The sequence below is a fragment of the Stenotrophomonas sp. AC248 genome (assembly GCF_979258185.1).
This window is the reverse complement of record NZ_OZ409840.1, coordinates 2,752,782-2,773,702: the sequence shown is the minus strand read 5'-3', so window position 1 is coordinate 2,773,702 and position 20,921 is coordinate 2,752,782. Positions and strand designations below refer to the sequence as shown.

At 67.5% G+C, this 20,921-nt stretch carries 18 protein-coding genes; 10 read left to right on the top strand and 8 right to left on the bottom strand.

Annotated features, from left to right (window positions below; genetic code table 11):
• The first annotated feature begins 223 nt into the window (after positions 1 to 223).
• Complete coding sequence (locus ACZ0AE_RS12635) at positions 224 to 427, top strand: cold-shock protein (protein WP_019185917.1); 204 nt, start codon at positions 224 to 226, stop codon at positions 425 to 427.
• Between the two features lie 86 nt (positions 428 to 513).
• Here ACZ0AE_RS12635 and ACZ0AE_RS12630 read toward each other — a convergent pair whose 3' ends face one another.
• A complete protein-coding gene (locus ACZ0AE_RS12630) occupies positions 514 to 1,005 on the bottom strand; it encodes a glycine zipper 2TM domain-containing protein (protein WP_038687556.1) in 492 nt (163 codons plus the stop codon).
• Between the two features lie 118 nt (positions 1,006 to 1,123).
• Positions 1,124 to 1,561 (bottom strand): cytochrome c, encoded by a 438-nt coding sequence (locus ACZ0AE_RS12625; protein ID WP_137189880.1) that lies wholly within the window; start codon positions 1,559 to 1,561, stop codon positions 1,124 to 1,126.
• 94 nt (positions 1,562 to 1,655) lie between these two features.
• On the opposite strand from ACZ0AE_RS12625, the gene ACZ0AE_RS12620 reads away from it, so the two are divergent.
• Positions 1,656 to 2,462 (top strand): tRNA threonylcarbamoyladenosine dehydratase, encoded by an 807-nt coding sequence (locus ACZ0AE_RS12620; protein ID WP_463601298.1) that lies wholly within the window; start codon positions 1,656 to 1,658, stop codon positions 2,460 to 2,462.
• A gap of 288 nt (positions 2,463 to 2,750) precedes the next feature.
• On the opposite strand, the gene ACZ0AE_RS12615 is transcribed toward ACZ0AE_RS12620, so the two are convergent.
• Both ACZ0AE_RS12615 and ACZ0AE_RS12610 read right to left on the bottom strand, forming a co-directional pair.
• On the bottom strand, positions 2,751 to 3,515 hold the full coding sequence (locus tag ACZ0AE_RS12615) for a TatD family hydrolase (RefSeq protein ID WP_463601297.1): 765 nt from the start codon (positions 3,513 to 3,515) through the stop codon (positions 2,751 to 2,753).
• On the bottom strand, positions 3,512 to 3,736 hold the full coding sequence (locus ACZ0AE_RS12610) for a DUF6116 family protein (protein ID WP_463601296.1): 225 nt from the start codon (positions 3,734 to 3,736) through the stop codon (positions 3,512 to 3,514). Before ACZ0AE_RS12610 ends, ACZ0AE_RS12615 begins: the two co-directional genes overlap by 4 nt.
• A gap of 161 nt (positions 3,737 to 3,897) precedes the next feature.
• On the opposite strand from ACZ0AE_RS12610, the gene ACZ0AE_RS12605 reads away from it, so the two are divergent.
• From ACZ0AE_RS12605 to ACZ0AE_RS12570, 8 genes are all read left to right on the top strand, one after another.
• Entirely contained in the window at positions 3,898 to 4,728 is an 831-nt protein-coding gene (locus tag ACZ0AE_RS12605; RefSeq protein WP_038687564.1) for a glycine zipper 2TM domain-containing protein, read from the top strand.
• Positions 4,729 to 4,856: 128 nt separating this feature from the next.
• Positions 4,857 to 5,402, top strand: a complete 546-nt coding sequence (locus ACZ0AE_RS12600) for a GNAT family N-acetyltransferase (protein WP_038687566.1) — start codon at positions 4,857 to 4,859, stop codon at positions 5,400 to 5,402.
• 93 nt (positions 5,403 to 5,495) lie between these two features.
• Positions 5,496 to 7,775: a thiamine pyrophosphate-dependent enzyme gene (locus ACZ0AE_RS12595; protein ID WP_463601295.1), complete on the top strand. Its 2,280-nt coding sequence runs from the start codon at positions 5,496 to 5,498 to the stop codon at positions 7,773 to 7,775.
• Positions 7,776 to 7,778: 3 nt separating this feature from the next.
• Positions 7,779 to 9,722 (top strand): asparagine synthase (glutamine-hydrolyzing), encoded by a 1,944-nt coding sequence (gene asnB, locus ACZ0AE_RS12590; RefSeq protein WP_463601294.1) that lies wholly within the window; start codon positions 7,779 to 7,781, stop codon positions 9,720 to 9,722.
• A 192-nt stretch (positions 9,723 to 9,914) separates the two neighbouring features.
• Complete coding sequence (locus tag ACZ0AE_RS12585) at positions 9,915 to 10,475, top strand: NADPH-dependent FMN reductase (protein ID WP_137189874.1); 561 nt, start codon at positions 9,915 to 9,917, stop codon at positions 10,473 to 10,475.
• A 194-nt stretch (positions 10,476 to 10,669) separates the two neighbouring features.
• Positions 10,670 to 12,094: a replicative DNA helicase gene (locus tag ACZ0AE_RS12580; RefSeq protein ID WP_038687575.1), complete on the top strand. Its 1,425-nt coding sequence runs from the start codon at positions 10,670 to 10,672 to the stop codon at positions 12,092 to 12,094.
• A 529-nt stretch (positions 12,095 to 12,623) separates the two neighbouring features.
• The gene (locus ACZ0AE_RS12575; protein ID WP_038687576.1) at positions 12,624 to 12,842 is read left to right on the top strand and encodes a hypothetical protein; all 219 of its coding nucleotides are present in this window, start codon (positions 12,624 to 12,626) and stop codon (positions 12,840 to 12,842) included.
• A 202-nt stretch (positions 12,843 to 13,044) separates the two neighbouring features.
• On the top strand, positions 13,045 to 13,920 hold the full coding sequence (locus ACZ0AE_RS12570) for a YwqG family protein (RefSeq protein ID WP_463601293.1): 876 nt from the start codon (positions 13,045 to 13,047) through the stop codon (positions 13,918 to 13,920).
• A gap of 262 nt (positions 13,921 to 14,182) precedes the next feature.
• Here the strand turns inward: ACZ0AE_RS12570 and lpdA are convergent, their stop codons facing one another.
• From lpdA to ACZ0AE_RS12550, 4 genes are all read right to left on the bottom strand, one after another.
• Positions 14,183 to 15,619 carry a dihydrolipoyl dehydrogenase gene (gene lpdA, locus ACZ0AE_RS12565; protein ID WP_128097262.1) on the bottom strand — a complete coding sequence of 479 codons (1,437 nt, stop codon included), beginning with the start codon at positions 15,617 to 15,619 and terminating at the stop codon, positions 14,183 to 14,185.
• A 135-nt stretch (positions 15,620 to 15,754) separates the two neighbouring features.
• Positions 15,755 to 16,954 carry a dihydrolipoyllysine-residue succinyltransferase gene (sucB, locus tag ACZ0AE_RS12560; protein ID WP_463601292.1) on the bottom strand — a complete coding sequence of 400 codons (1,200 nt, stop codon included), beginning with the start codon at positions 16,952 to 16,954 and terminating at the stop codon, positions 15,755 to 15,757.
• A 44-nt stretch (positions 16,955 to 16,998) separates the two neighbouring features.
• Entirely contained in the window at positions 16,999 to 19,830 is a 2,832-nt protein-coding gene (locus tag ACZ0AE_RS12555) for a 2-oxoglutarate dehydrogenase E1 component (RefSeq protein ID WP_463601291.1), read from the bottom strand.
• 185 nt (positions 19,831 to 20,015) lie between these two features.
• Positions 20,016 to 20,921 (bottom strand): GNAT family N-acetyltransferase, encoded by a 906-nt coding sequence (locus ACZ0AE_RS12550; RefSeq protein WP_463601290.1) that lies wholly within the window; start codon positions 20,919 to 20,921, stop codon positions 20,016 to 20,018.

Below are 20,921 nucleotides of genomic sequence, written 5' to 3'. Positions count from 1 at the left end.
GGTCTGGGAAATAGGGTTGACATGTGAAAGCTTTTCACAGTTGATTTTTCGTTTTGCTCGGGTTAAGTTGCACTCGCTGAGCTTGGCAAGGTCACCGTGGATCGTGGCCTGATGATGGTAGATCTTCTGATCCGCTGCATCGTTGCACCTCGCTTCCCCCTTGCTGTCAGCCGCCTGTCAGGGCGTATCCAACAACAAGACAGACAGTTAGGGAGTAGCTGAGATGGCTGAGAAGGGCACCGTCAAGTGGTTCAACGACGCTAAGGGTTTTGGTTTCATCAGCCGTGAAAGCGGCGAGGACGTGTTCGTGCATTTCCGCGCGATCGAGTCCCAGGGCTTCAAGAGCCTCAAGGAAGGCCAGGCGGTCGAGTTCGAAGTAGTGACCGGCCAGAAGGGCTTGCAGGCCGACAAGGTGAAGCCGCTCTAAGCGCACACCGATGTCAGCTGGATGAAACACGAAAAGGGCCCGCTTGCGCGGGCCCTTTTTTTACGTCGCGGCGGGGCCCGGCGTAATCAGCGCAGGATCACCTTGCCGTTGACGACGCGGACATAGGTGTTCTCGCGGATGCCGCCGAGGTCGCGCTGGTTGACCACCACGGTGCGCCCGTCGTCCATGCGCACGCTGATGTCGAAGGTGTCGCTGGTGACGTTCTTCTGGATCTGGTTGCCGGCCAGCGCGCCGCCCACGGCGCCAGCGGCGGCGGCGATGTTCTTGTTGCCCTTGCTGCCGCCGGTGTGGTCGGAGATCTCATGGCCAGCGACCGCGCCGACAAGGCCGCCCAGGATCGCGCCGGTGGCCGAAGGCGCGGTACGCCCGGAGGCGACCTGGTTGATGCGGGTCACGATGCCGCAGTCGGCGCAGCGGTTGTTGGTGTTGTTGTTGTAGCCGCCGTTGTTGCCGTAACCGTTGTTGTAACCGCCGCTGCCATAGCCGGGCGAGGTGGTCGCACAGCCGGCCAGTGCGACGGTGGCGACGGCGGCTGCAGCAATGAGTTGGATCTTCATGGTGGTTCTCCTGGCCAGAGGGGTGGTCGAATGCGTCTGGGGCGCATGCCGCAGATCCTGTCCTGTCATACGTGAACAGCGCGCCAATCCCGCCCCCCAAGGGTGGCTGCCAGATGAATCAGCGGAAATCCTGGTGGCAGGCCTTGCAGTCGTTCTGGATCTTTTCGACCAGCTGGCCCATGCCGACGCAGTCGGTGGGCGGGGCGGCCAGCGCCTGGTTGAGCGTGGCGCGCAGCGCGCTGGCGTGCTGCTGGAAGCCCTGGCTGTCCTTGAGGCCGGGGAAGGCCAGGTCCACGTCATTGGACAGCGAGCGCAGGGTCTGCAGGCGCGGCACGCTGTCGGCCAGAGTGCAGCGGTTCTGTGCCTGGGCGTCCTGCAGCAGCTGCACCTGGCGGTTCATGACGTGCATGAGGGCATCGGGGAACGGGTCCTGGCGGGCCTGGATGGCACGCGAGACCATGACGGTGGCGATGAGTCCGACCACCAGGCCGAGCACGCCGACGAATAGATAGCGGTAGGCGGCGGAGGGGCGGTGGGGCGTGGCGGGCTGGCTCATGCAGTGGCGTCCTTTGGGGTGGCTGCGGTCGATCTTACGGTGCGTCCTGTCCATGTGGCGTTCCCGCGGGCTCGCGCGCCGGTAAAATGTGCCGATGAACGACGTACTGCGCGAGCGATTTGCCGGCATCGACCGGTTGTATGGGGTGGGCACCGTGGACCTGCTGTCGACCCGCCGGGTGGCGGTGGTCGGCATGGGCGGGGTGGGCTCGTGGGTGGTGGAAGCGCTGGCACGCACGGCGGTGGGCCACCTGACCCTGATCGATGCCGACGACATCTGCGTGTCCAACACCAACCGTCAGCTGCCGGCCCTGGCCGGTCAGTACGGCCGCAACAAGGCCGAGGCGATGGCCGAGCGCTGCCGGGCGATCAATCCGGACATCCAGGTCGATGCCATCGCCTCGTTCCTGACCGTGTCGAACATGGTGGAGCTGCTGGACCGCGATTTCGATCTGGTGATTGATGCCTGCGACAGTTTCCGGGTCAAGGTGGAGACGATTGCGTGGTGCCGGCGGCGCAAGCTGCCGATCCTGACCGTGGGCGCGGCGGGCGGGCGCACCGATCCGACGCTGGTGCGGATCCGCGATGTATCGCGCACCGAGCACGACGCGATGATGGCGTTGATCCGCAAGAAGCTGCGCAGCGATTTCAATTTCCCGAAGAACGCGTCGCGTTACTTCGGCGTGCCGGCGGTGTATTCGCTGGAGAACGTGAAGTACCCGCAGGCCGACGGCACCGTGTGCGGCATCCGCCCGAACCTGGGCGCGGACGCGGCACTGAAGCTGGACTGCGGCGCCGGCCTGGGCGCGGCCACCCACATCACCGGCGCCTTCGCCTTCGCCGCCGTGGGCAAAGCGCTGGAAATGCTCATGAAGCCCAAAAAGAGCGCCTCCCCCGCGTAGAGCCGACCGTTGGTCAGCTGCCCGGAAACCCGACACCGCCAACCGATCCGTCCCAGCGCAGTGCGGCCCGCGTTGGCTCGATCGGTTGGTACGGTCAAGAGCAGCCGACCAACGGTCGGCTCTACCGCCGGTAGAGCTGACCGTTGGTCAGCTGCCCGGAAACCCGGCACCACCAACCGATCCGTCCCGGCGCAGTGCGGCCCAGCGTTGGGTCGATCGGTCGGTACGGTCAAGAGCAGCCGACCAACGGCCGGCTCTACCGCCGGCACGCATGTGCGGTGCGTGCCGTTACGGTAGCCCGAACAACCGCTTCGCATTCGCCGTGGTCTGCGCCGCGATGTCCTCGGCCGGCTGGCCGCGCAGCCGCGCGACAGTCTCCAGGATCACCGGCAGCCGGGCCGGTTCGTTGCGCTCGCCGCGGATGCCGGCGTCGGGCTGGTCGGGCGCGTCGGTCTCCAGCAGCAGCTGCTCCAGCGGCATCTGCGCGACCAGCCGCTGCAGGCGCTGGGCGCGGTCGTAGGTCAACGGGCCGCCCAGGCCGAGCAGGAACCCGAGCTTGTGCAGCTGCGCCGCCTGCTCGGGGCTGCCCGGGAAACTGTGCACCACCCCGCGCAGACCGCCCACCTGCTTGATCGCGGCAATCACCGCATCCACCGCACGGCGGGCATGCACGATCACCGGCAGGTCGAACTCACGGGCAAGCCGCAGCTGTCCCACGAAGTACTGCTGCTGCAGGTCCGCATCCAGCCCTTCGACGAAGAAATCCAGCCCGCATTCGCCCACCGCGCAGGGGCGCTCGCGTTCGATCCAACCGCGCAGGTCGTCCAGGTGCTCGGGCCGGTGCGTGTCCAGGAACATCGGGTGCAGGCCATAGGCCGGATACAGGCCATCGGCGAGCCGGCAGGTGTCACGCAGCGTGGGCCAGCTCGCCGCGGTCACCGCCGGCACCACCTGGGTGTGCACGCCCGCCGCGCGGGCGCGAGCGATCACCTCGGAACGATCGGCATCGAACTCGGACGCGTCCAGGTGGCAGTGGCTGTCGACCAGCGTCACGCGCGGCGTTTGCCCGGCAGCACCGGCGGCAGCGCGGCGCTTCGGTTCTTCCAGTTGGCCAGCAGCAGCGTGCCCAGGCCCAGCAGGATCTCGTCCACGGCCGGCACCGGATCGGGAATGAACAGCGTCAGCGCGAACAGGCCGGCGGTGAGCTTGAACAGGGTGGGGTAGCGCAGCCGGCGTGCCCATTCCAGCACCGGCAACAACAGTGGATTGGCCATGACGCGCTCCTCGACAGAAGCTGTAAACGCTATCACGGCCTGCAATGACACAGAACCTGAATGGGTAAGGGGGGCGTGCACGCCGTGTGGAGATTCCGTTCAGGCACCGCATGCTGGAATCCCGCTCAAGAACGTTGCGGATCGTCCGCAGGGAGCCGGTTATGAAAAGTACTACTACCACTGCTTTGGTCGCCGCTGGCGCGCTGCTTGTCGGCGGCATCGCCACCGCTGCTTTCATGAAGAGTGGCTCGTCCGCCGCCGATCCGGTAGCCGCGACGCAGACCCGGCCGACCCTGGACACCACCCCGCTGGCCGATGACGGTGCACGCACCGACGCGCTCGCCGTGGACGACAAGGCCGGCAAGCTGGAATACGCCGACATCGTCAAGGTTGATCCGCTGACCAAGAAAGAGAAGGCCTACGCCACCGTGATCGGCACCGAGCCGGTGCGCCAGACCTCCACCACCCAGACCCCGCATGAAGTCTGCCAGGACGTGGTGGTGCAGGAGCGCCTGCCCGAGCGCGATGGCAACGTCGGCGGCACCGTCGCCGGTGCGGTCATCGGCGGCCTGCTGGGCAACCAGGTGGGCGGCGGCAACGGCAAGAAGGCCGCCACTGCGGCCGGTGCCGTGGCCGGCGGCCTGATCGGCAACCAGGTCGACAAGCGCCACGTGGGTGGCCGCGTGGTCAACCGCACCGAGCGCCAGTGCCACACCGAAACGGCGACCTCCGAGTCGACCAAGGTCACCGGCTACAACGTCACTTACCGCAATGAAGATGGCACCACCGGCACCATGCGCATGGCCAGCAAGCCGGGCAACCGCATTCCGATGGGCACCAACAACGCGGTCACCGGCTACAACGTGACCTACCGCTACGATGGCGTGGAAAAGACCGTGAAGATGGACAACAAGCCGAGCAGCGACCGCCTGCCGGTCATCGACGGCCAGCTGGTCACACAGACCGCCGCGCTGGATTCGAACAAGCAGTAACTCCGCGCGGATGGATCGTGCGAGCAACAGGCCGGCGTCGTCCGGCCTGTTGCGTTTTGCGGGGGCCGCCACAGCGCGCAGCCCGACCTTCTGCGATGATTTCTGCCTGTGTTCCGACGGCCATCGCGATGAGCATCTTCGACCTGCAGCTGGAAACCGACCGCCTGATCCTGCGCCCACCCCGCGCCGAGGATTTCGATGCCTTCCTGCGCTTCTGCTCCGATCCGGAGGTCATGCAGCACCTCGGCGGTGTGCAGGCCCCGTCGCAGGCGTGGCGCAGCTTCAGCTGCCTGGCCGGCAGCTGGCACCTGTACGGCTTTTCGATGTTCTCGGTGATCGAGAAAAGCAGCGGCGACTGGGTCGGCCGCATGGGCCCGTGGCAGCCGCTGGACTGGCCCGGCACCGAAGTGGGCTGGAGCATCCGCCGTGAAAGCTGGGGCAAGGGCTATGCCCCGGAAGCGGCGGTGGCCAGCATCGACTGGGCCTTCAACGCGCTGGGCTGGGAGGAGGTGATCCACACCATCGACGCGGCCAACGAGAACTCCAAGGTCGTGGCGCGCAAGCTCGGCAGCACGCTGTTGCGCATGGGCGAACTGCCGCCGCCGCATGACGGCAAGCCGATCGAGATCTGGGGTCAGTCGCGCGACCAATGGCAGCACCGCCGCCGCACGTGACCGCGCATGCTGCACCCGCGCTTGGCAACCTGCGCAGGTTGCGGCCATGCTCGCGGCGTGGCCACCTGGGCCGCGCGTCACGGAGGCTGATGGATGTTTGCCGTGGTTCCCGATCCGATTCCCGCACGCATGAAGGCCCTCAACCGGGCTGAGATCTGCGATACCAACTTCACTGAATTCGTGCAGCAGTGGCGGGGCGATCCCGCACCGCGTCCGGCCGCCGACGCGCCGATCCTGCCCGGCAGCACCCTCGACGCCGCCGGCTTCGACGCCCTGCTGGAGTCGCAGCTGGTCAGCCGCCACCTTGACCTGATGGCGCGCGTGCTGCGCGTCCAGAACAAGGTCTTCTACACCATCGGCTCGTCCGGCCACGAGGGCAACGCGCTGGTGGCGCGGCTGGCCCGGCACACCGATCCGGCGTTCCTGCACTACCGCTCCGGGGCGTTCATGGCCGAACGCTTCCGCCAGTTGCCAGGCATGGACCCGGTGCTCGACGCGGCGCTGTCGTTCGCCGCCAGCTGTGACGACCCGGCGAGCGGCGGCCGGCACAAGGTGTGGGGCAGCAAGCCGCTGTGGGTGCTGCCGCAGACCTCCACCATCGCCTCGCACCTGCCCAAGGCACTGGGCACGGCGATGGCCATCGAAAGCGCGCGCCGCATCGGCCACGCGCTGCCGATTCCCGACGACAGCGTGGTGATCTGCTCCTTCGGCGATGCCTCGTCCAACCACGCCACCGCGCAGACCGCGTTCAACACGGCGGCCTGGGCGGCCTACCAGCGGCTGCCGGCGCCGGTGCTGTTCGTGTGCGAAGACAACGGCATCGGCATTTCGGTGAAGACGCCCGACGGCTGGATCGCACAGGCCTTCAGCCAGCGCCCGGGGCTGGACTATTTCTTCGCCGACGGCCTGGACCTGGCCACCGGCCACGGCCCGGTGCAACGCGCGCTGGCGCACTGCCGGCGCACCCGGCGGCCCACCTTCCTGCACCTGCGCACCACGCGGCTGATGGGCCACGCCGGTACCGACTTCGAAATCGAGTGGCGCCCCTTGCCGGAACTGTGTGCGGCCGAGGCGGCCGACCCGCTGCTGCGCTCGGCGCAGATCGCACTTGAATCGGGCTGGATGACGGCCGAGCAGCTGCTGCAGCGCTACGAAGCGATGCGTGTACGGTGTTTCGCCGCCGCCGAAGAAGCCGACCGCCGGCCCAAGCTGGACGGGCTGGCGCAGATCATGGCACCGCTGGCCCCCTACTCGCCGGCGGCGGTGCAGGCCGAAGCCGCACGCGTGGCCGATCCGCAGGCGCGCGTGGCCGCCTTCGGCAGCGAGGCGCAGCTGCCCGAGCAGCTGCCGCCGCGGCACCTGGCCATCCAGATCAACCAGGGCCTGCACGAACTGATGGCCAAGTACCCGTCCACGCTGCTGTTTGGCGAGGACGTGGCGCAGAAGGGCGGGGTGTATACGGTCAGCAAGGGCCTGCTCAAGGCGTTCGGGCCGCGCCGGGTGTTCAACACGCTGCTGGATGAAACCATGATCCTGGGCATGGCCCAGGGCCTGGCCAACCTGGGCATGCTGCCGATCCCGGAGATCCAATACCTGGCCTACCTGCACAACGCCGCCGACCAGCTGCGCGGCGAGGCCTGTTCGCTGCAGTTCTTCTCCAACGACCAGTACCGCAACCCGATGCTGGTACGCATTGCCGGGCTGGGCTACCAGAAGGGCTTTGGCGGTCACTTCCACAACGACAACTCGATCGCTTCGCTGCGCGACATCCCCGGGCTGGTGGTGGGGTGCCCGTCGCGGGGCGATGATGCGGCGATGATGCTGCGCACGTTGGCCGCGCTGGCCCAGGTGGACGGCCGGGTATCGGTGTTCCTGGAGCCGATCGCGCTGTACATGACCAAGGACCTGTACGCGCCCGGCGACGGCCAGTGGCTGTTCCCGTACCCACCGCCCACCCAGACCATGCGCCCGGGCGAGGGCCGGGTGTACGCGCCGGAGGCCAACGACCTGGTGATCTTCAGCTACGGCAACGGCGTGCCGATGAGCCTGCGCGCGGCGCGCACCATCCAGGCCGAGCTGGGCTGGCAGGTGCGGGTGGTGGACCTGCGCTGGCTGGTGCCGCTCAATGCCGGCTTCATCGCCGAACAGGCCGCCGACGCCCAGCGGGTGCTGGTGGTCGACGAAGGCCGGCACAGCGCCGGGGTGGGCGAGGGCGTCATCACCGCGCTGGTCGAGGCCGGGCTGGGCCACCTGCCGTTGCAGCGGGTCTGCGGCGCCGATACCTACACCCCGCTGGCGGGGGCAGCAATGTGCGTGCTTCCAAGCGACAATGCGCTGGTAAGCGCCGCCCGGGTACTGGCGCAGGATCTCTGACGCATGTGTGGATTGGCAGGAATGCTGTTGCCGGGTCCGGTAACGGAACAGGCAGCACTGGAAGGCTTGGCGCGCCGCATGGGCGATGCGCTGGTCCATCGTGGCCCGGATGACAGCGGGGTGTGGGCCGATGCCGGCCGTGGCATCGCGCTGGCGCACCGGCGGCTGAGCATCCTGGACCTGTCGCCGCTGGGGCACCAGCCGATGGCGTCCAACGACGGCCGTTACGTGCTGGCCTACAACGGCGAGGTATACAACTTCGCCGCCCTGCGTGCCGAGCTGGAAGCGCTGGGCCACCGCTTCCGCGGCCATTCGGATACCGAAGTGTTGCTGGCCGCGTTCGTGGCCTGGGGGCTGGACGAAACCCTGCAGCGCGCCAACGGCATGTTCGCCATCGCGCTGTGGGACCACGCCGAGCAGTGCCTGTGGCTGGCCCGCGACCGGGTCGGCAAGAAGCCGCTGTACTACGGCTGGGCCGGCGATGCGCTGGTGTTCGGCTCGGAGCTGAAGGCGCTGTGGCAGCACCCGCACTTCGACAACGACATCGACCGCGACGCGCTGACCCTGCTGCTGCGGCTGGATTACATTCCCGCCCCGCACTGCATCCACGAACGCTGCTTCAAGCTGATGCCCGGCCGCGCGCTGCGGCTGGATGCGGCGGCTGTAGCGGCCGGTGCCGCGGCGCACCGCCCGGACCAGCAGCAGGTGCCGTTCTGGAATGCGCGCGAGCGCATGCAGCAGGCGCTGGCGCAGCCGTTCCGGGGCAGCGATGACGAGGCCGAAGCGCAGCTGGACGCGGTGCTGCGCGACGCGGTGGCGCTGCGCATGGTGGCCGACGTGCCGGTGGGGGTGTTCCTGTCCGGCGGCACCGATTCGTCGGTGGTGGCCGCGCTGATGCAGGCGCAGTCGGCATCGCCGATCCACAGTTTCAGCATCGGTTTCCAGGGCTCGGACCACGACGAAGCGCCGCTGGCCAAGGCGCTGGCGCAACACCTGGGCACCGACCACACCGAGCTGTATGTCAGCGGTGCGGATGCCTTGGCGGTGGTGCCGCAGTTGCCGGCGATGTTCGACGAGCCGTTTGCCGATGCCTCGCAGGTGCCCACCGCGCTGGTGGCCAAGCTGGCGCGCGGTTCGGTCACCGTGGCGCTGTCCGGCGACGGCGGCGATGAACTGTTCTTCGGCTACAGCCGGTACCAGCGCGCACTGCGCAACTGGGCGATGCTGGGCAAGGTGCCGGCACCGCTGCGGCGCTGGATGGCGGCCCGTTCGCAGACCCAGGGCGAGGCCTCGCGCACCGGCGGGCTGGCCGCGCTGCTGGCCGAGACTGGCGCGCGCGGCATCGGCGATGTGTACCGCAACCGCATCTCGCGCTGGCGCGACCCGGTCGCGGCGGTGAAGGGGGCCACCGGGGCCGGCAGCTTCTACGACCTGGCCGACCCGCTGCACGGCGCCGGCTCGCCGGCCGACGCGATGATGCTGGCCGACTTCAACACCTATCTGCCCGACGACCTGCTGTGCAAGGTGGACCGCACCAGCATGGCGGTGAGCCTGGAGGCGCGCGCCCCGCTGCTGGACTGGCGCGTGGCCGAGTTCGCCTGGTCGCTGCCGCTGGGCATGAAGCAGCGCGACGGGGTGAGCAAGTACCTGCTGAAGCGGGTGCTGGGCCGGTACGTGCCGCAGGACATGGTGCACCGGCCCAAGCGCGGTTTCGGCGCGCCGGTCAGCGCCTGGCTCAAGGGCGACCTGCGCGGCTGGGCCGACGCACTGCTGGACCCGGCGCGGCTGGCTGCCGAGGGCGTGTTCAACGTCGAGGCGGTGGTGCCGCTGTGGCAGCAGTTCCAGCAGGGCGAGCGCAAGTGGCACACGCACCTGTGGAACGTGTTGATGTTCCAGGCCTGGCAGGCGCATTGGCGCGACGTGCGCGCCACCGTCCCGCGCGCGTAGCTGCCGACCGTTGGTCGGCACGCGCGCGCCATCCACGTGCGCATGGCGCCCTGGTAGAGCCACCCCATGGGTGGCTGACGCGCCGATGATGCGGGGTTCAAAGGTAGCCACCCATGGGGTGGCTCTACCCCCTTCACCATGACCGAAGGGCCGCCCGCCTAGGCTGGGGTTTTCCCCCAACGGAGACATCCCATGGCCGACGTGAAGATTGCGGTACTGGTTGGCAGCCTGCGCAAGGGCTCGCACAACAAGGCGCTCGCCCACGCGCTGGAGAAGCTGGCCGGCGGCAAGGCACGCTTCGAGCATGTGGAGATCGGCGACCTGCCGCTCTACAACCAGGATTTCGACAAGGACTACCCGGCCCAGGGCGTCCGCCTGAAGCAGCAGATCCGTGACGCCGACGCGGTGCTGTTCGTTACTCCCGAGTACAACCGTTCCATTCCCGGCGTGCTCAAGAACGCCATCGACCTGGGCTCGCGGCCCTACGGCGACAGCGCCTTCGCCGGCAAGCCGGCGGCGGTGGTCGGGGCCTCTATCGGCGTGATCGGCACCGCGCTGGCCCAGCAGCACCTGCGCAACGTGCTGGCCTACCTGGACATGCCGGTGCTGGGCCAGCCGGAGGTGTTCCTGCATTTCAAGGAGGGCCTGATCGACGAGGCGGGCACCATCACCAGTGAAGGCACCCGCACGTTCCTGCAGGGTTTCGTGGACAAGTTCCTCGCCTGGATCGCCACCCACGGCGGTCAGCATTGAGCCGGGTGCTTCTGCGATAATGCGGTTCGGCGCACGGCCCGGCGTCGTGCGCCACGCGCTGCCGCCGCAACCGGCCGGCAAGCGCCGTTATACCCAGCTCATCCACTGCTTATCCACAGGGTTGTGCGTGGTTGCGGCGCGCGCGCCGTGCCTACCATGCCCCACGCCCCGCACCGCAGGAAGTACGCCTTCACATGTCCGCCCGCTCTGGCTTCCGTTCCGACCGCAAAGACCGCGGTGACCGCTTCGACCGCGATGAATCGCGGATCGACCAGCTGCGCGTGCCGCCGCATTCGATCGAGGCCGAACAGGCGGTGCTGGGCGGGTTGATGCTGGCGCCGGAAAGCTACGACCGCATCAACGACCAGCTGACCGAGACCGACTTCTACCGTCGCGACCACCAGATGATCTACCGGGCGATCCGCGAGCTGTCCGAGCGCGACCGCCCGTTCGATGCGGTCACCCTGGGCGAGTGGTTCGAGTCGCAGGGCCGCATGGAACTGGTGGCTGACGGCGCCTACCTGATCGAACTGGCCAGCACCACGCCGTCGGCGGCCAACATCGCCGCCTACGCCGAGATCGTGCGTGACAAGGCGGTGCTGCGCCAGCTGATCCAGGTGGGCACCGACATCGTCAACGACGGATTCCAGCCCGAAGGCCGCGAGAGCAGCGAACTGCTGTCGGCGGCGGAAAAGTCGGTGTTCGCCATTGCCGAGCAGGGCGCGCGTGGCCGCACCGATTTCGTGGCGATGCCCGGCGCGTTGAAAGATGCGTTCGAAGAACTGCGCAACCGCTTCGAGAACGGCGGCAACATCACCGGTCTGCCGACCGGCTACGCCGATTTCGACGCGATGACCTCAGGCCTGCAGCCGACCGACCTGATCATCCTGGCCGCGCGCCCGGCCATGGGCAAGACCACCTTCGCGCTGAACATCGCCGAGTACGCGGCGATCAAGTCCAAGAAGGGCGTGGCGGTCTTCTCGATGGAAATGTCGGCCTCGCAGCTGGCCATGCGTCTGATTTCCTCCAACGGCCGCATCAACGCCCAGCGCCTGCGTACCGGCCAGCTGGAAGACGAAGACTGGAGCCGGGTGACCGGTGCGATCCGGATGCTGAAGGAAACCAAGATCTTCATCGACGACACGCCGGGCGTGTCGCCGGAGATCCTGCGCTCCAAGTGCCGCCGCCTCAAGCGCGAGCACGACCTGGGCCTGATCGTGATCGACTACCTGCAGCTGATGAGCGTGCCGGGCAACAGCGAAAACCGCGCGACCGAAATCTCGGAAATCTCGCGTTCGTTGAAGGGCCTGGCCAAGGAACTCAACGTGCCGGTGATCGCGCTGTCCCAGCTCAACCGCTCGCTGGAAACGCGTACCGACAAGCGCCCGGTGATGGCCGACCTTCGCGAATCCGGCGCTATCGAGCAGGACGCGGACATGATCGTGTTCATCTACCGCGACGACTATTACAACAAGGAAAACTCGCCCGACAAGGGCCTGGCCGAGATCATCATCGGCAAGCACCGCGGCGGCCCGACCGGCTCGTGCAAGCTCAAGTTCTTCGGTGAGTACACCCGTTTCGACAACCTGTCGCACGATTCGGTGGGTTCGTTCGAATGACCTGCGGCACACGACCAACGGTCGTGTGCTACCGGTGGTTGGCCCGGGTCCTGTAACGGATTGGGTACCGGCCGTTGGTCGGTACGCCCGGCGATGGGTCGGTACGCCTGGGCGATGGGTCGGTACGCCTTGGCGATGGGGCGGTACGCCTTGGCGATGGGGCGGTACGCCTGGGCCCCGGAACGGGGTAGAGCCGACCGTTGGTCGGCTGCTCTCGCGGCCGGCGATCCTGGCCGTTCAGCCGAGCAACGCTCGGCTCTACCGAAGCGGCGATGCTGGCGGTTCAGCCGAGCAACGCTCGGCTCTACCGAAGCGGCGATGCTGGCGGTTCAGCCGAGCAACGCTCGGCTCTACCGAAGCGGCGATGCTGGCGGTTCAGCCGAGCAACGCTCGGCTCTACCCGCTCATCGGCGTATTCCTGCTTTCGTCGGCCGGGGTCGGCGTTCGTCGCATCCCGCTTGCCGCGCGGACGGCGCAGCGGCAACGTGAGGCTGCGGGCATTGTCGCCCGATGCCGGTGGAGACCGACGATGAAGACACTGCTTGCGCTGGGGGTGTGGTGCCTGTTGTTCGTGCTGTGCTGGCCGCTGGCGATCCTGGCGCTGGTCGCCTGGCCCTTGGTGTGGCTGTTGAGCCTGCCGTTCCGCCTGGTGGGCATCACCTTCTCGGCGCTGTTCGCGTTCCTGCGCGCGCTGTTCATGCTGCCGGCGCGCCTGCTGGGCGGCGGCGGCCGCCCGCTGGCGGCCTGACCCGGATGATGCCGGCTTGCTGGCCGGCGCCTCGAAAATCGGTAGTGCCGGCCGCTGGCCGGCTCCTGGAAAATCGGTAGTGCCGGCCGCTGGCCGGCTCCTCGTGTGCCCGGCAGAAAGCGCAGCCGACCAACGGTCGGCTCTACCGGTTTTGTCGGTGCTGCGCCTAGACTGCTGGCTGCCTTCAGACAGGGATGTGGTCATGACGTTGCCGGAACAGGATTTCATCGCGCTCTGCGCATCGCATGGGCTTGGTCCGCATGCCAGTGCGCTGCTGCCGTGGTTGCGGCCGCGCGTGGGTTTCAGCCGTCGGGCGGAGACGGATGCACCGATCGGCGCCTCACGGATCGGCGGCGGGCCGGATGTGCCCGCAGGGTTCGCGTGGCCTACCCACAAGGGCAGGACGCTGGACTTCCTGCTGCAGATCAACCTGGCCGACCTGCAGGGTCTGCAGTGCGGGCTGGACCTGCCTGCGCGGGGCGTGCTGTCGTTCTTCTACGACACCCAGACACAACCGTGGGGCTTCGACCCGGCCGATCGCAGTGGGCATGGCATCTACCTGTTCGACCCGGGCGAATTGCAGCGGCTGCCTGCGCCGGATGCGGAGGCCGCGCTGGCGCCGTCCGCGTTGGCGCTCCACCCGGCCTGGAGCCTGCCGCATCCGTTTTCGTCCGAGGGCGAGCAGGTGGCGCAGGCGCTGCGTGACGCGGGGTTGAGCTGGGACGACGCCGCGGAGGAGGGCTACTACGCGCTGGTGGAGGAGGTTGCCGACCTGGGGTCGCCGACGCCGGGCGAACGGCACGGCCTGGGTGGCTGGTCGCACAACGTGCAGGGTGACATGGCACTGGAAGCGCAGCTGGTCAGCCATGGGCTGTATTGCGGCGACCCGAGCGGGTATGGCGATCCCCGCGCGGCTGCGCTGGAGGCCGGCGTGGGCGACTGGACGCTGCTGCTGCAGCTGGATTCGGACGACGAGGCGATGTGGGGCGATTCGGGAATGCTGTACACCTGGGTGCGCCGGCAGGACCTGGCCGCGCGGGACCTGTCGCAGACTTGGGTGGGGCTGCAGTGTTGCTGACGGAATCTCGCCGGTAGTGCCGGCCGCTGGCCGGCTCCACGTAGGGCTGATCGAGGAGCCGGCCAGCGGCCGGCACTACCGGAGCGATGGTCGAGGCGAGTGCCAGAGAGCCACCCACCGGCGCGATGGTCGAGGCGAGTGCCAGCGAGCCACCCCACCGGAGCGATGGTCGAGGCGAGTGCCAGCGAGCCGCACCACCGGATGAGCAGGCAAAAAAAACCCCGCCCTGGCGGGGTTTTTCGTTACGCGTACCGCAGGGCGATCAGTTCGCCTTGTGGATCGCGCGCTTGGTCACGGCCATGGCCGCGTCATGCACCGCTTCGGACAGCGACGGGTGGGCGTGGCAGATGCGCGCCAGGTCGTCGGACGAGCCGTTGAACTCCATGGTCAGAACGCCTTCGTGCACCAGTTCCGACACGTTGGCACCCACCAGGTGCATGCCGAGCACGCGGTCGGTTTCAGCGTGGGCCAGCACCTTGACGAAGCCGGCCGGCTCGATCATGGCCACGGCACGGCCGTTGGCGGCGAACGGGAAGCTGCCGGCCTTGTACGGAATGCCTTCGGCCTTCAGCTGCTGCTCGGTCTTGCCAACCCAGGCCAGCTCCGGCTCGGTGTAGATGACCCACGGAATGGTGTCGAAGTTGACGTGGCCCGGCAGGCCGGCGATCAGCTCGGCAACCGCGATGCCTTCCTCGAAGCCCTTGTGCGCCAGCATCGGGCCGCGCACGCAGTCACCGACCGCCCACACGCCGTCGACGCCGGTGTGGCAATGGTCGTCCACTTCGATCTGGCCACGCTCGTTGACCTTGACGCCGGTGCCTTCGGCCAGCAGGCCCTTGGTCGCGGCGCGACGGCCAACGGCCACCAGCAGCTTGTCCACGATCAGGCTCTTTTCGCCTTCCGCGTCGGCGTAGGTCAGGGCGACTTCCTTCTTCTTGCCCTTGCTGGTCACTTCGGCCTTGGAGACCTTGGCGCCCAGGCGGATGTCCAGGCCCTGCTTCTTGAATTCCTTGGCGGCCGCCTTGGCCACTTCGGTATCCGCCGCGGCCAGGAACTCCGGCAGCGCTTCCAGGATGGTTACTTCCGAACCCAGGCGCTTCCACACGCTGCCCAGTTCCAGACCGATCACGCCGGCGCCGATCACGGCCAGGCGGGCCGGCACTTCGGTGAAGTCCAGGCCGCCGACGTTGTCGACGATGGTGTCGCCGTCGAACTTGGCGAACGGCAGTTCGATCGAGTCCGAACCGGCGGCGATGATGACGTTGGTGCCCTTCAGCTCGACAATGGAACCGTCATGCTGGGTGACCTTGACCACGTTGCCCGGCTGCAGTTCGCCGAAGCCGTAGTAGGCGGCGACCTTGTTGGCCTTGAACAGCATGCCGATGCCGCCGGTGAACTGCTTGACGATCTTGTCCTTGCGGCCAACCATCGCTTCGACGTCCATCTTGGCGTCCTTGAAGCTGATGCCGTGGTCGCCAAAGATGTGGCCCATGTTCCAGAACTGGCGCGAGGAATCCAGCAGCGCCTTGGACGGGATGCAGCCCACGCGCAGGCAGGTGCCACCGAGGGCCGGCTTGCCGTCCTTGCCCAGGGCCGCGTCGATGCAGGCGGTCTTCAGACCCAGCTGCGCGGCACGGATGGCGGCGTGGTAGCCGGCCGGACCGGCACCGATGACGACGACGTCGAATTGTTCAGCCATTGAAATAGTCCTTGTTGCATTCCCGAGCTTCGGTCGAAGCCGGTGGCGCGCAGGCGCCGGGGAGAGAGCAGGGCAGTGCGGTGCAGTGCCGTAAAACCAACACCCCTCCGCGCAGGCGCGGAGGGGTGGCAGGTCTTACAGGCCGAACAGCATGCGGCCCGGGTTTTCCAGCTGGTTCTTGATGTCCACCAGGAACTGCACCGAATCCTTGCCATCGATGATGCGATGGTCGTAGGACAGCGCCAGGTACATCATCGGGGCGATCACGACCTGGCCGTTCTGGGCGATCGGACGCTCCTTGATGGCATGCATGCCCAGGATGGCGCTCTGCGGCGGGTTGATGATCGGCGTGGACAGCAGCGAGCCGAAGGTGCCGCCGTTGGTCACGGTGAAGGTGCCGCCCTGCAGTTCTTCCAGGCTCAGCTTGCCGTCACGGGCCTTCTTGGCGTAGTCGGCGATGGTCTTTTCGATGTCGGCAAACGACATGCGCTCGACGTTGCGCAGCACCGGCGTCACCAGGCCCTTTTCGGTCGACACGGCGATGGAGATGTCCGAGTAGCCGTGATAGATGACGTCGTCGCCGTCGATCGAGGCATTGACCAGCGGGAAGCGCTGCAGCGCGTTGGCGGCGGCCTTCACGAAGAAGCTCATGAAGCCCAGCTTGATGCCGTGGGCCTTGACGAACTCGTCCTGCAGATCCTTGCGCGCGGCCGAGACCTTGGACAGGTCGACCTCGTTGAAGGTGGTCAGCATGGCGGTGCTGTTCTTGGACTGCATCAGGCGCTCGGCGATGCGCTTGCGGATGCGGGTCATCGGCACGCGTTCTTCCGGACGCGCACCGGCGGCCTTGCCAGCGCCGCCACTGCGGGCGAAGTTGACGATGTCTTCCTTGGTCACCGCGCCATGACGGCCGGTGCCGGATACGTCGGCCGGGTTCACGCCTTCGGTGATCGCCGAGAAACGGGCGCCCGGGGGCAGGCCGTCGGCAGCCGACTTGGCGGCCGGTGCCGGGGCAGCAGCCGCGGCCGGCGCAGCAGCGGCCGGTGCGGCGTCAGCCTTCTTCTCTTCCGCAGCCGGAGCCGGGGCAGCGGCCACGGCGCCTTCTTCGATGATGGCCACGATCTGGCTGGAGGTCACGGTGGCGCCCACCTCGAACTTGATCTCCTTCAGCACGCCATCGACCGGCGACGGCACTTCCAGGACGACCTTGTCGGTTTCCAGATCAAGCAGGTTTTCATCGCGCTTGACGGCATCGCCGACTTTCTTGTGCCAGGTGGCGATGGTGCCGTCGGCGACGGATTCGGGCAGTACCGGGGCTTTGACTTCGGTGGCCATGCGGGAGCTTCCTGGTTTGTCTTTTCTAGAATGAGGGGGAGAGGTTATTCAGCAACCGAGTCGTTGAACGGGTTGACCAGGGCATCGGCGATCAGCTTCTGCTGTTCGATGATGTGGTCAGCCATGTGTCCAGCGGCCGGCGATGCCGAACGGGCGCGACCGGCGTAGTGCAGGCTCTGGCCATCGGCCAGGCAGAACTGCAGGTGGTGGCGGATCTGGTACCACGCCCCCTGGTTCTGCGGCTCTTCCTGCGTCCACACCACATCGGCAGCCTTGCCGTACTTCTTCAGTTCGGCAGCCAGCAGCGCGCGCGGGAACGGATACAGCTGTTCGACGCGGATGATGGCCACATCGTCCTGGCCACGCTTGGTCTGGTCTTCCAGCAGGTCGTAATAGACCTTGCCCGAACACAGCACCACGCGCTTGACCTTCTTGGCGTCTGCGTTGGCATCGCCGATCAGGTGCTGGAACTCGCCATTGGCCAGCTCTTCCAGGCTCGACACGGCCAGCTTGTGGCGCAGCAGCGACTTGGGCGACATCACCACCAGCGGCTTGCGCGTGGTCATGCGCATCTGGCGACGCAGCATGTGGTACGCCTGCGCCGGGGTCGACGGCACGCACACCAGCATGTTCTCCAGCGCGCACAGCTGCAGGAAACGCTCCAGGCGCGCGGAGCTGTGCTCCGGACCCTGGCCTTCGTAACCGTGCGGCAGCAGCAGGGTCAGGCCGGTGATACGGCCCCACTTGGCTTCGCCGGCAGCGATGAACTGATCGATCACGACCTGGGCGCCGTTGGCGAAATCGCCGAACTGGCCTTCCCAGATGCACAGGGTGTTCGGATCGGTGGTGGAGAAGCCGTACTCATAGGCCATCACCGCTTCTTCGCTGAGCAGCGAATCGATGATGGTGGCCTGTTCCGGCGACTCGACCAGCTGGCGCAGCGGCAGGTAGTAGTTGTCGGTCTTCTGGTCGTGCAGGATCGCGTGGCGGTGGGTGAAGGTGCCGCGGCCGACGTCCTGGCCGACCAGGCGCAGGCTGTTGCCTTCGTCCAGCACGGTGGCGTAAGCCAGGTTCTCGGCAAAGCCCCAGTCGCCCGGGATCTCGCCGGCGGCCATCTTGCGACGGTCGTCATACACCTTGGCCACACGCGAGTGCAGCTCCACGCCTTCGGGCACGGTGTTGATCAGCTTCGCCAGCTGCTTGACCTTCTCCATGCCCACCGCGGTGGAGATGGGATCGGACAGCTTGCCGTTCAGCAGCGCGGGCCAATCGACGTACATCTTGCTCGTGGCCGGGGTCTTCTCGACCGCTGCCAGCTCGGTGGTGACTTCACCGGCATCGAGCTTGTTGCGGTAAGCATCGACCAGCGCCTTGCCGGCGTCGGCCGGAATCACGCCGGCCGCTTCCAGCTTGGCCGCGTACAGCTCGCGGGTGGTCTGGTGCTTGCGGATCACCTGGTACATCAGCGGCTGGGTGATCGCCGGTTCGTCGGCCTCGTTGTGGCCCCAACGGCGATAGCACATCAGATCGATGACCACGTCCTTGGCGAACTTCTGGCGGAACTCGAAGGCCAGCTGGGCAGCGAACACCACCGCTTCGGGATCATCGCCATTCACGTGCAGCACCGGGGCGGCGATCATCTTCGCCACGTCGGTGGCATAGCGCGTGGAGCGCGTATCCAGCGGGTTGGAGGTGGTGAAGCCGACCTGGTTGTTGACCACGATGTGCACCGTGCCACCGACGGCGAAGCCGCGGGCCTGGGACATCTGGAACAGTTCCATGACCACGCCCTGGCCGGAGAAGGCCGCGTCGCCGTGGATCAGGATCGGCATCACCTGCTTGCGCGCGGTGTCGCCGCGGCGCTCCTGGCGCGAACGCACCGAACCGGCCACGACCGGGTCGGCGATTTCCAGGTGCGACGGGTTGAAGGCCAGCGCCAGGTGGACGGCGCCGCCCGGGGTGGACACGTCAGCCGAGAAGCCCATGTGGTACTTCACGTCGCCGGCCGAGGCATGCTCGTCGTGCTCGAACTTGCCTTCGAACTCGTCGAACAGCTTGCGCGGGCTCTTGCCCAGCGTGTTGACCAGCACGTTCAGGCGGCCGCGGTGGGCCATGCCGATCACCACGTCCTTGACGCCATCCTTGCCGGCGTCACGGATGATGGTGTCCATCATCGGGATCAGCGCATCGCCGCCTTCCAGCGAGAAGCGCTTCTGGCCCACGTACTTGGTATGCAGGTAGCGCTCCAGGCCCTCGGCCGCCGTGAGGCGTTCCAGGGTGCGGCGCTGGGTGTCGGCATCCAGGTTGTAGTTGCCACCGGCCGTTTCCAGGCGCTGGTACAGCCACTGGCGCTGCTCGACCTCGGAGATGTGCATGAATTCCGCACCGATCGAGCCGGTGTAGGTCTTCTTCAGGCGCTCCAGCAGGTCGCGCAGCTTCATGCGCGGCTGGCCGGCGATGCCGCCGGTGCTGAACTCGCTGCCCAGGTCGCTCTCGGACAGGCTGTGGAACGGCAGCCCCAGGTCCGGCGGGTTGGTCGGCGGGGTCAGGCCCAGCGGGTCCAGGCTCGCACCGAGGTGGCCACGCGAACGGTAGGCGGTGATCAGACGGCCGACATTGCGCTCGCGCTCGTCGCCGGCACCGGTGGCCGTACCGCTGTTGGCAGCGTTTTTGGCAGCGTCGGTGATGTGGGCGATGACGGCCGAGTGCGGAATGTCACCGGCTTCGCGGCCCTTGAAGCCGTCGAAGTAGGTCTTCCATTTGGGATCGACACTGTCCGGAGAAACGAGGTACTGCTCGTACAGATCCTCGATATAGGAGGCGTTGCCGCCGGCGAGCTGCGAAGACTGCGCAAACTGCTTCAGTAGATTGTCCACGATGGAGGGTCGGATTCGCTTGTGGGGTAAGGCTTCGATGATCCGGCAGGGAAAAGTGAATAGCCCTGCGCGGGCGGTATCTAACTCCCCAAATTGTACCCCCATCGGGACAGGAAGGGGCACCGCAGGGACCTTGGCAGGACCTGCGGTGTCATTCCCAGACAGGTTCGAGCCCGTGGCGTGAGCTACAGGCCGATCGCCCGCAGTTCGCTGCATTCACGCGAACGTTCCCATACGCGCTGCAAACCGTCCTGCAACGGCCGCGAACGTGCTCGCAGCGCGAGCCCGGCTTCGCCGTCGAAACGGTGCCCGCTCAGACGAAAGTAGTAGTCGCCGGCATCGTTGAGCAGGCAGGCCGAGGCCGACGCGCGGTCGATCGGGTCGCTGACCTGGCGGATCCGGAACACGCTGGGCAGGCGTTGCAGCAGTCCCAGCAGCGGTGAGCCGGCCTCGGCGATGGCGGCGGCGTCGTGCACGATCAACAGGGCCTGCTTGTCGTGGCGGGCGGTGGCGAACCGGCGCAGCGCCTCCAGCACCGGCGGGGCATCCAGCACCCCGGGGTCGAGCTGGCGGCTGTGCAGCCACAGCTGGCGGCGGGCACGGTGGACCAGGGCGGTGGTGATCGCCACGGCCTGGTCGGCACTATCGATGGCCACCGCCCCGTCCAGCACCAGACGCATGTGCTGGTGGGCGATGCCGGCCTCGGTGAAGACCTCGCCCTCGGGCAGGAAGCCCTGGCGGGTATAGAACACCCGGGCCGGCAGCTGGGCGTGCAGGCTCACTTCCCGCCAGTGGCGGCTGCGCGCGGCGTCGATCAGGGCCAGCAGCAGGGCCTCCCCGACGCCGCGGCCCCGCCAGTCGGCCAGCACCGCCATGCGGCCGATCCGGCCGTCCGGGGTGAGCCGCCCGGCACCGATCGGTTCGCCGTCGCTGCCACGGGCCAGTACGTGGGCGCTGAGCGGGTCCAGTGCGTCGATTTCCAGCGCGGCCGGCACCTGCTGCTCCTCGACGAACACGCGCTGGCGGACCCGATGCAGCGCCTCGCGCTGCGTCGGGTAGTCCACGACGTCGACCTGGAAGCGGGTCGCCAT

What these genes read in the sequence shown, in the direction of transcription:
- ACZ0AE_RS12635 (WP_019185917.1), top strand. Translation starts at nt 224, where the DNA reads ATGGCTGAGAAGGGCACCGTCAAGTGGTTCAACGACGCTAAGGGTTTT.
- ACZ0AE_RS12630 (WP_038687556.1), bottom strand. Translation starts at nt 1,005, where the DNA reads ATGAAGATCCAACTCATTGCTGCAGCCGCCGTCGCCACCGTCGCACTG.
- ACZ0AE_RS12625 (WP_137189880.1), bottom strand. Translation starts at nt 1,561, where the DNA reads ATGAGCCAGCCCGCCACGCCCCACCGCCCCTCCGCCGCCTACCGCTAT.
- ACZ0AE_RS12620 (WP_463601298.1), top strand. Translation starts at nt 1,656, where the DNA reads ATGAACGACGTACTGCGCGAGCGATTTGCCGGCATCGACCGGTTGTAT.
- ACZ0AE_RS12610 (WP_463601296.1), bottom strand. Translation starts at nt 3,736, where the DNA reads ATGGCCAATCCACTGTTGTTGCCGGTGCTGGAATGGGCACGCCGGCTG.
- ACZ0AE_RS12605 (WP_038687564.1), top strand. Translation starts at nt 3,898, where the DNA reads ATGAAAAGTACTACTACCACTGCTTTGGTCGCCGCTGGCGCGCTGCTT.
- ACZ0AE_RS12600 (WP_038687566.1), top strand. Translation starts at nt 4,857, where the DNA reads ATGAGCATCTTCGACCTGCAGCTGGAAACCGACCGCCTGATCCTGCGC.
- ACZ0AE_RS12595 (WP_463601295.1), top strand. Translation starts at nt 5,496, where the DNA reads ATGTTTGCCGTGGTTCCCGATCCGATTCCCGCACGCATGAAGGCCCTC.
- asnB (WP_463601294.1), top strand. Translation starts at nt 7,779, where the DNA reads ATGTGTGGATTGGCAGGAATGCTGTTGCCGGGTCCGGTAACGGAACAG.
- ACZ0AE_RS12585 (WP_137189874.1), top strand. Translation starts at nt 9,915, where the DNA reads ATGGCCGACGTGAAGATTGCGGTACTGGTTGGCAGCCTGCGCAAGGGC.
- ACZ0AE_RS12580 (WP_038687575.1), top strand. Translation starts at nt 10,670, where the DNA reads ATGTCCGCCCGCTCTGGCTTCCGTTCCGACCGCAAAGACCGCGGTGAC.
- ACZ0AE_RS12575 (WP_038687576.1), top strand. Translation starts at nt 12,624, where the DNA reads ATGAAGACACTGCTTGCGCTGGGGGTGTGGTGCCTGTTGTTCGTGCTG.
- ACZ0AE_RS12570 (WP_463601293.1), top strand. Translation starts at nt 13,045, where the DNA reads ATGACGTTGCCGGAACAGGATTTCATCGCGCTCTGCGCATCGCATGGG.
- lpdA (WP_128097262.1), bottom strand. Translation starts at nt 15,619, where the DNA reads ATGGCTGAACAATTCGACGTCGTCGTCATCGGTGCCGGTCCGGCCGGC.
- sucB (WP_463601292.1), bottom strand. Translation starts at nt 16,954, where the DNA reads ATGGCCACCGAAGTCAAAGCCCCGGTACTGCCCGAATCCGTCGCCGAC.
- ACZ0AE_RS12550 (WP_463601290.1), bottom strand. Translation starts at nt 20,921, where the DNA reads ATGGCGACCCGCTTCCAGGTCGACGTCGTGGACTACCCGACGCAGCGC.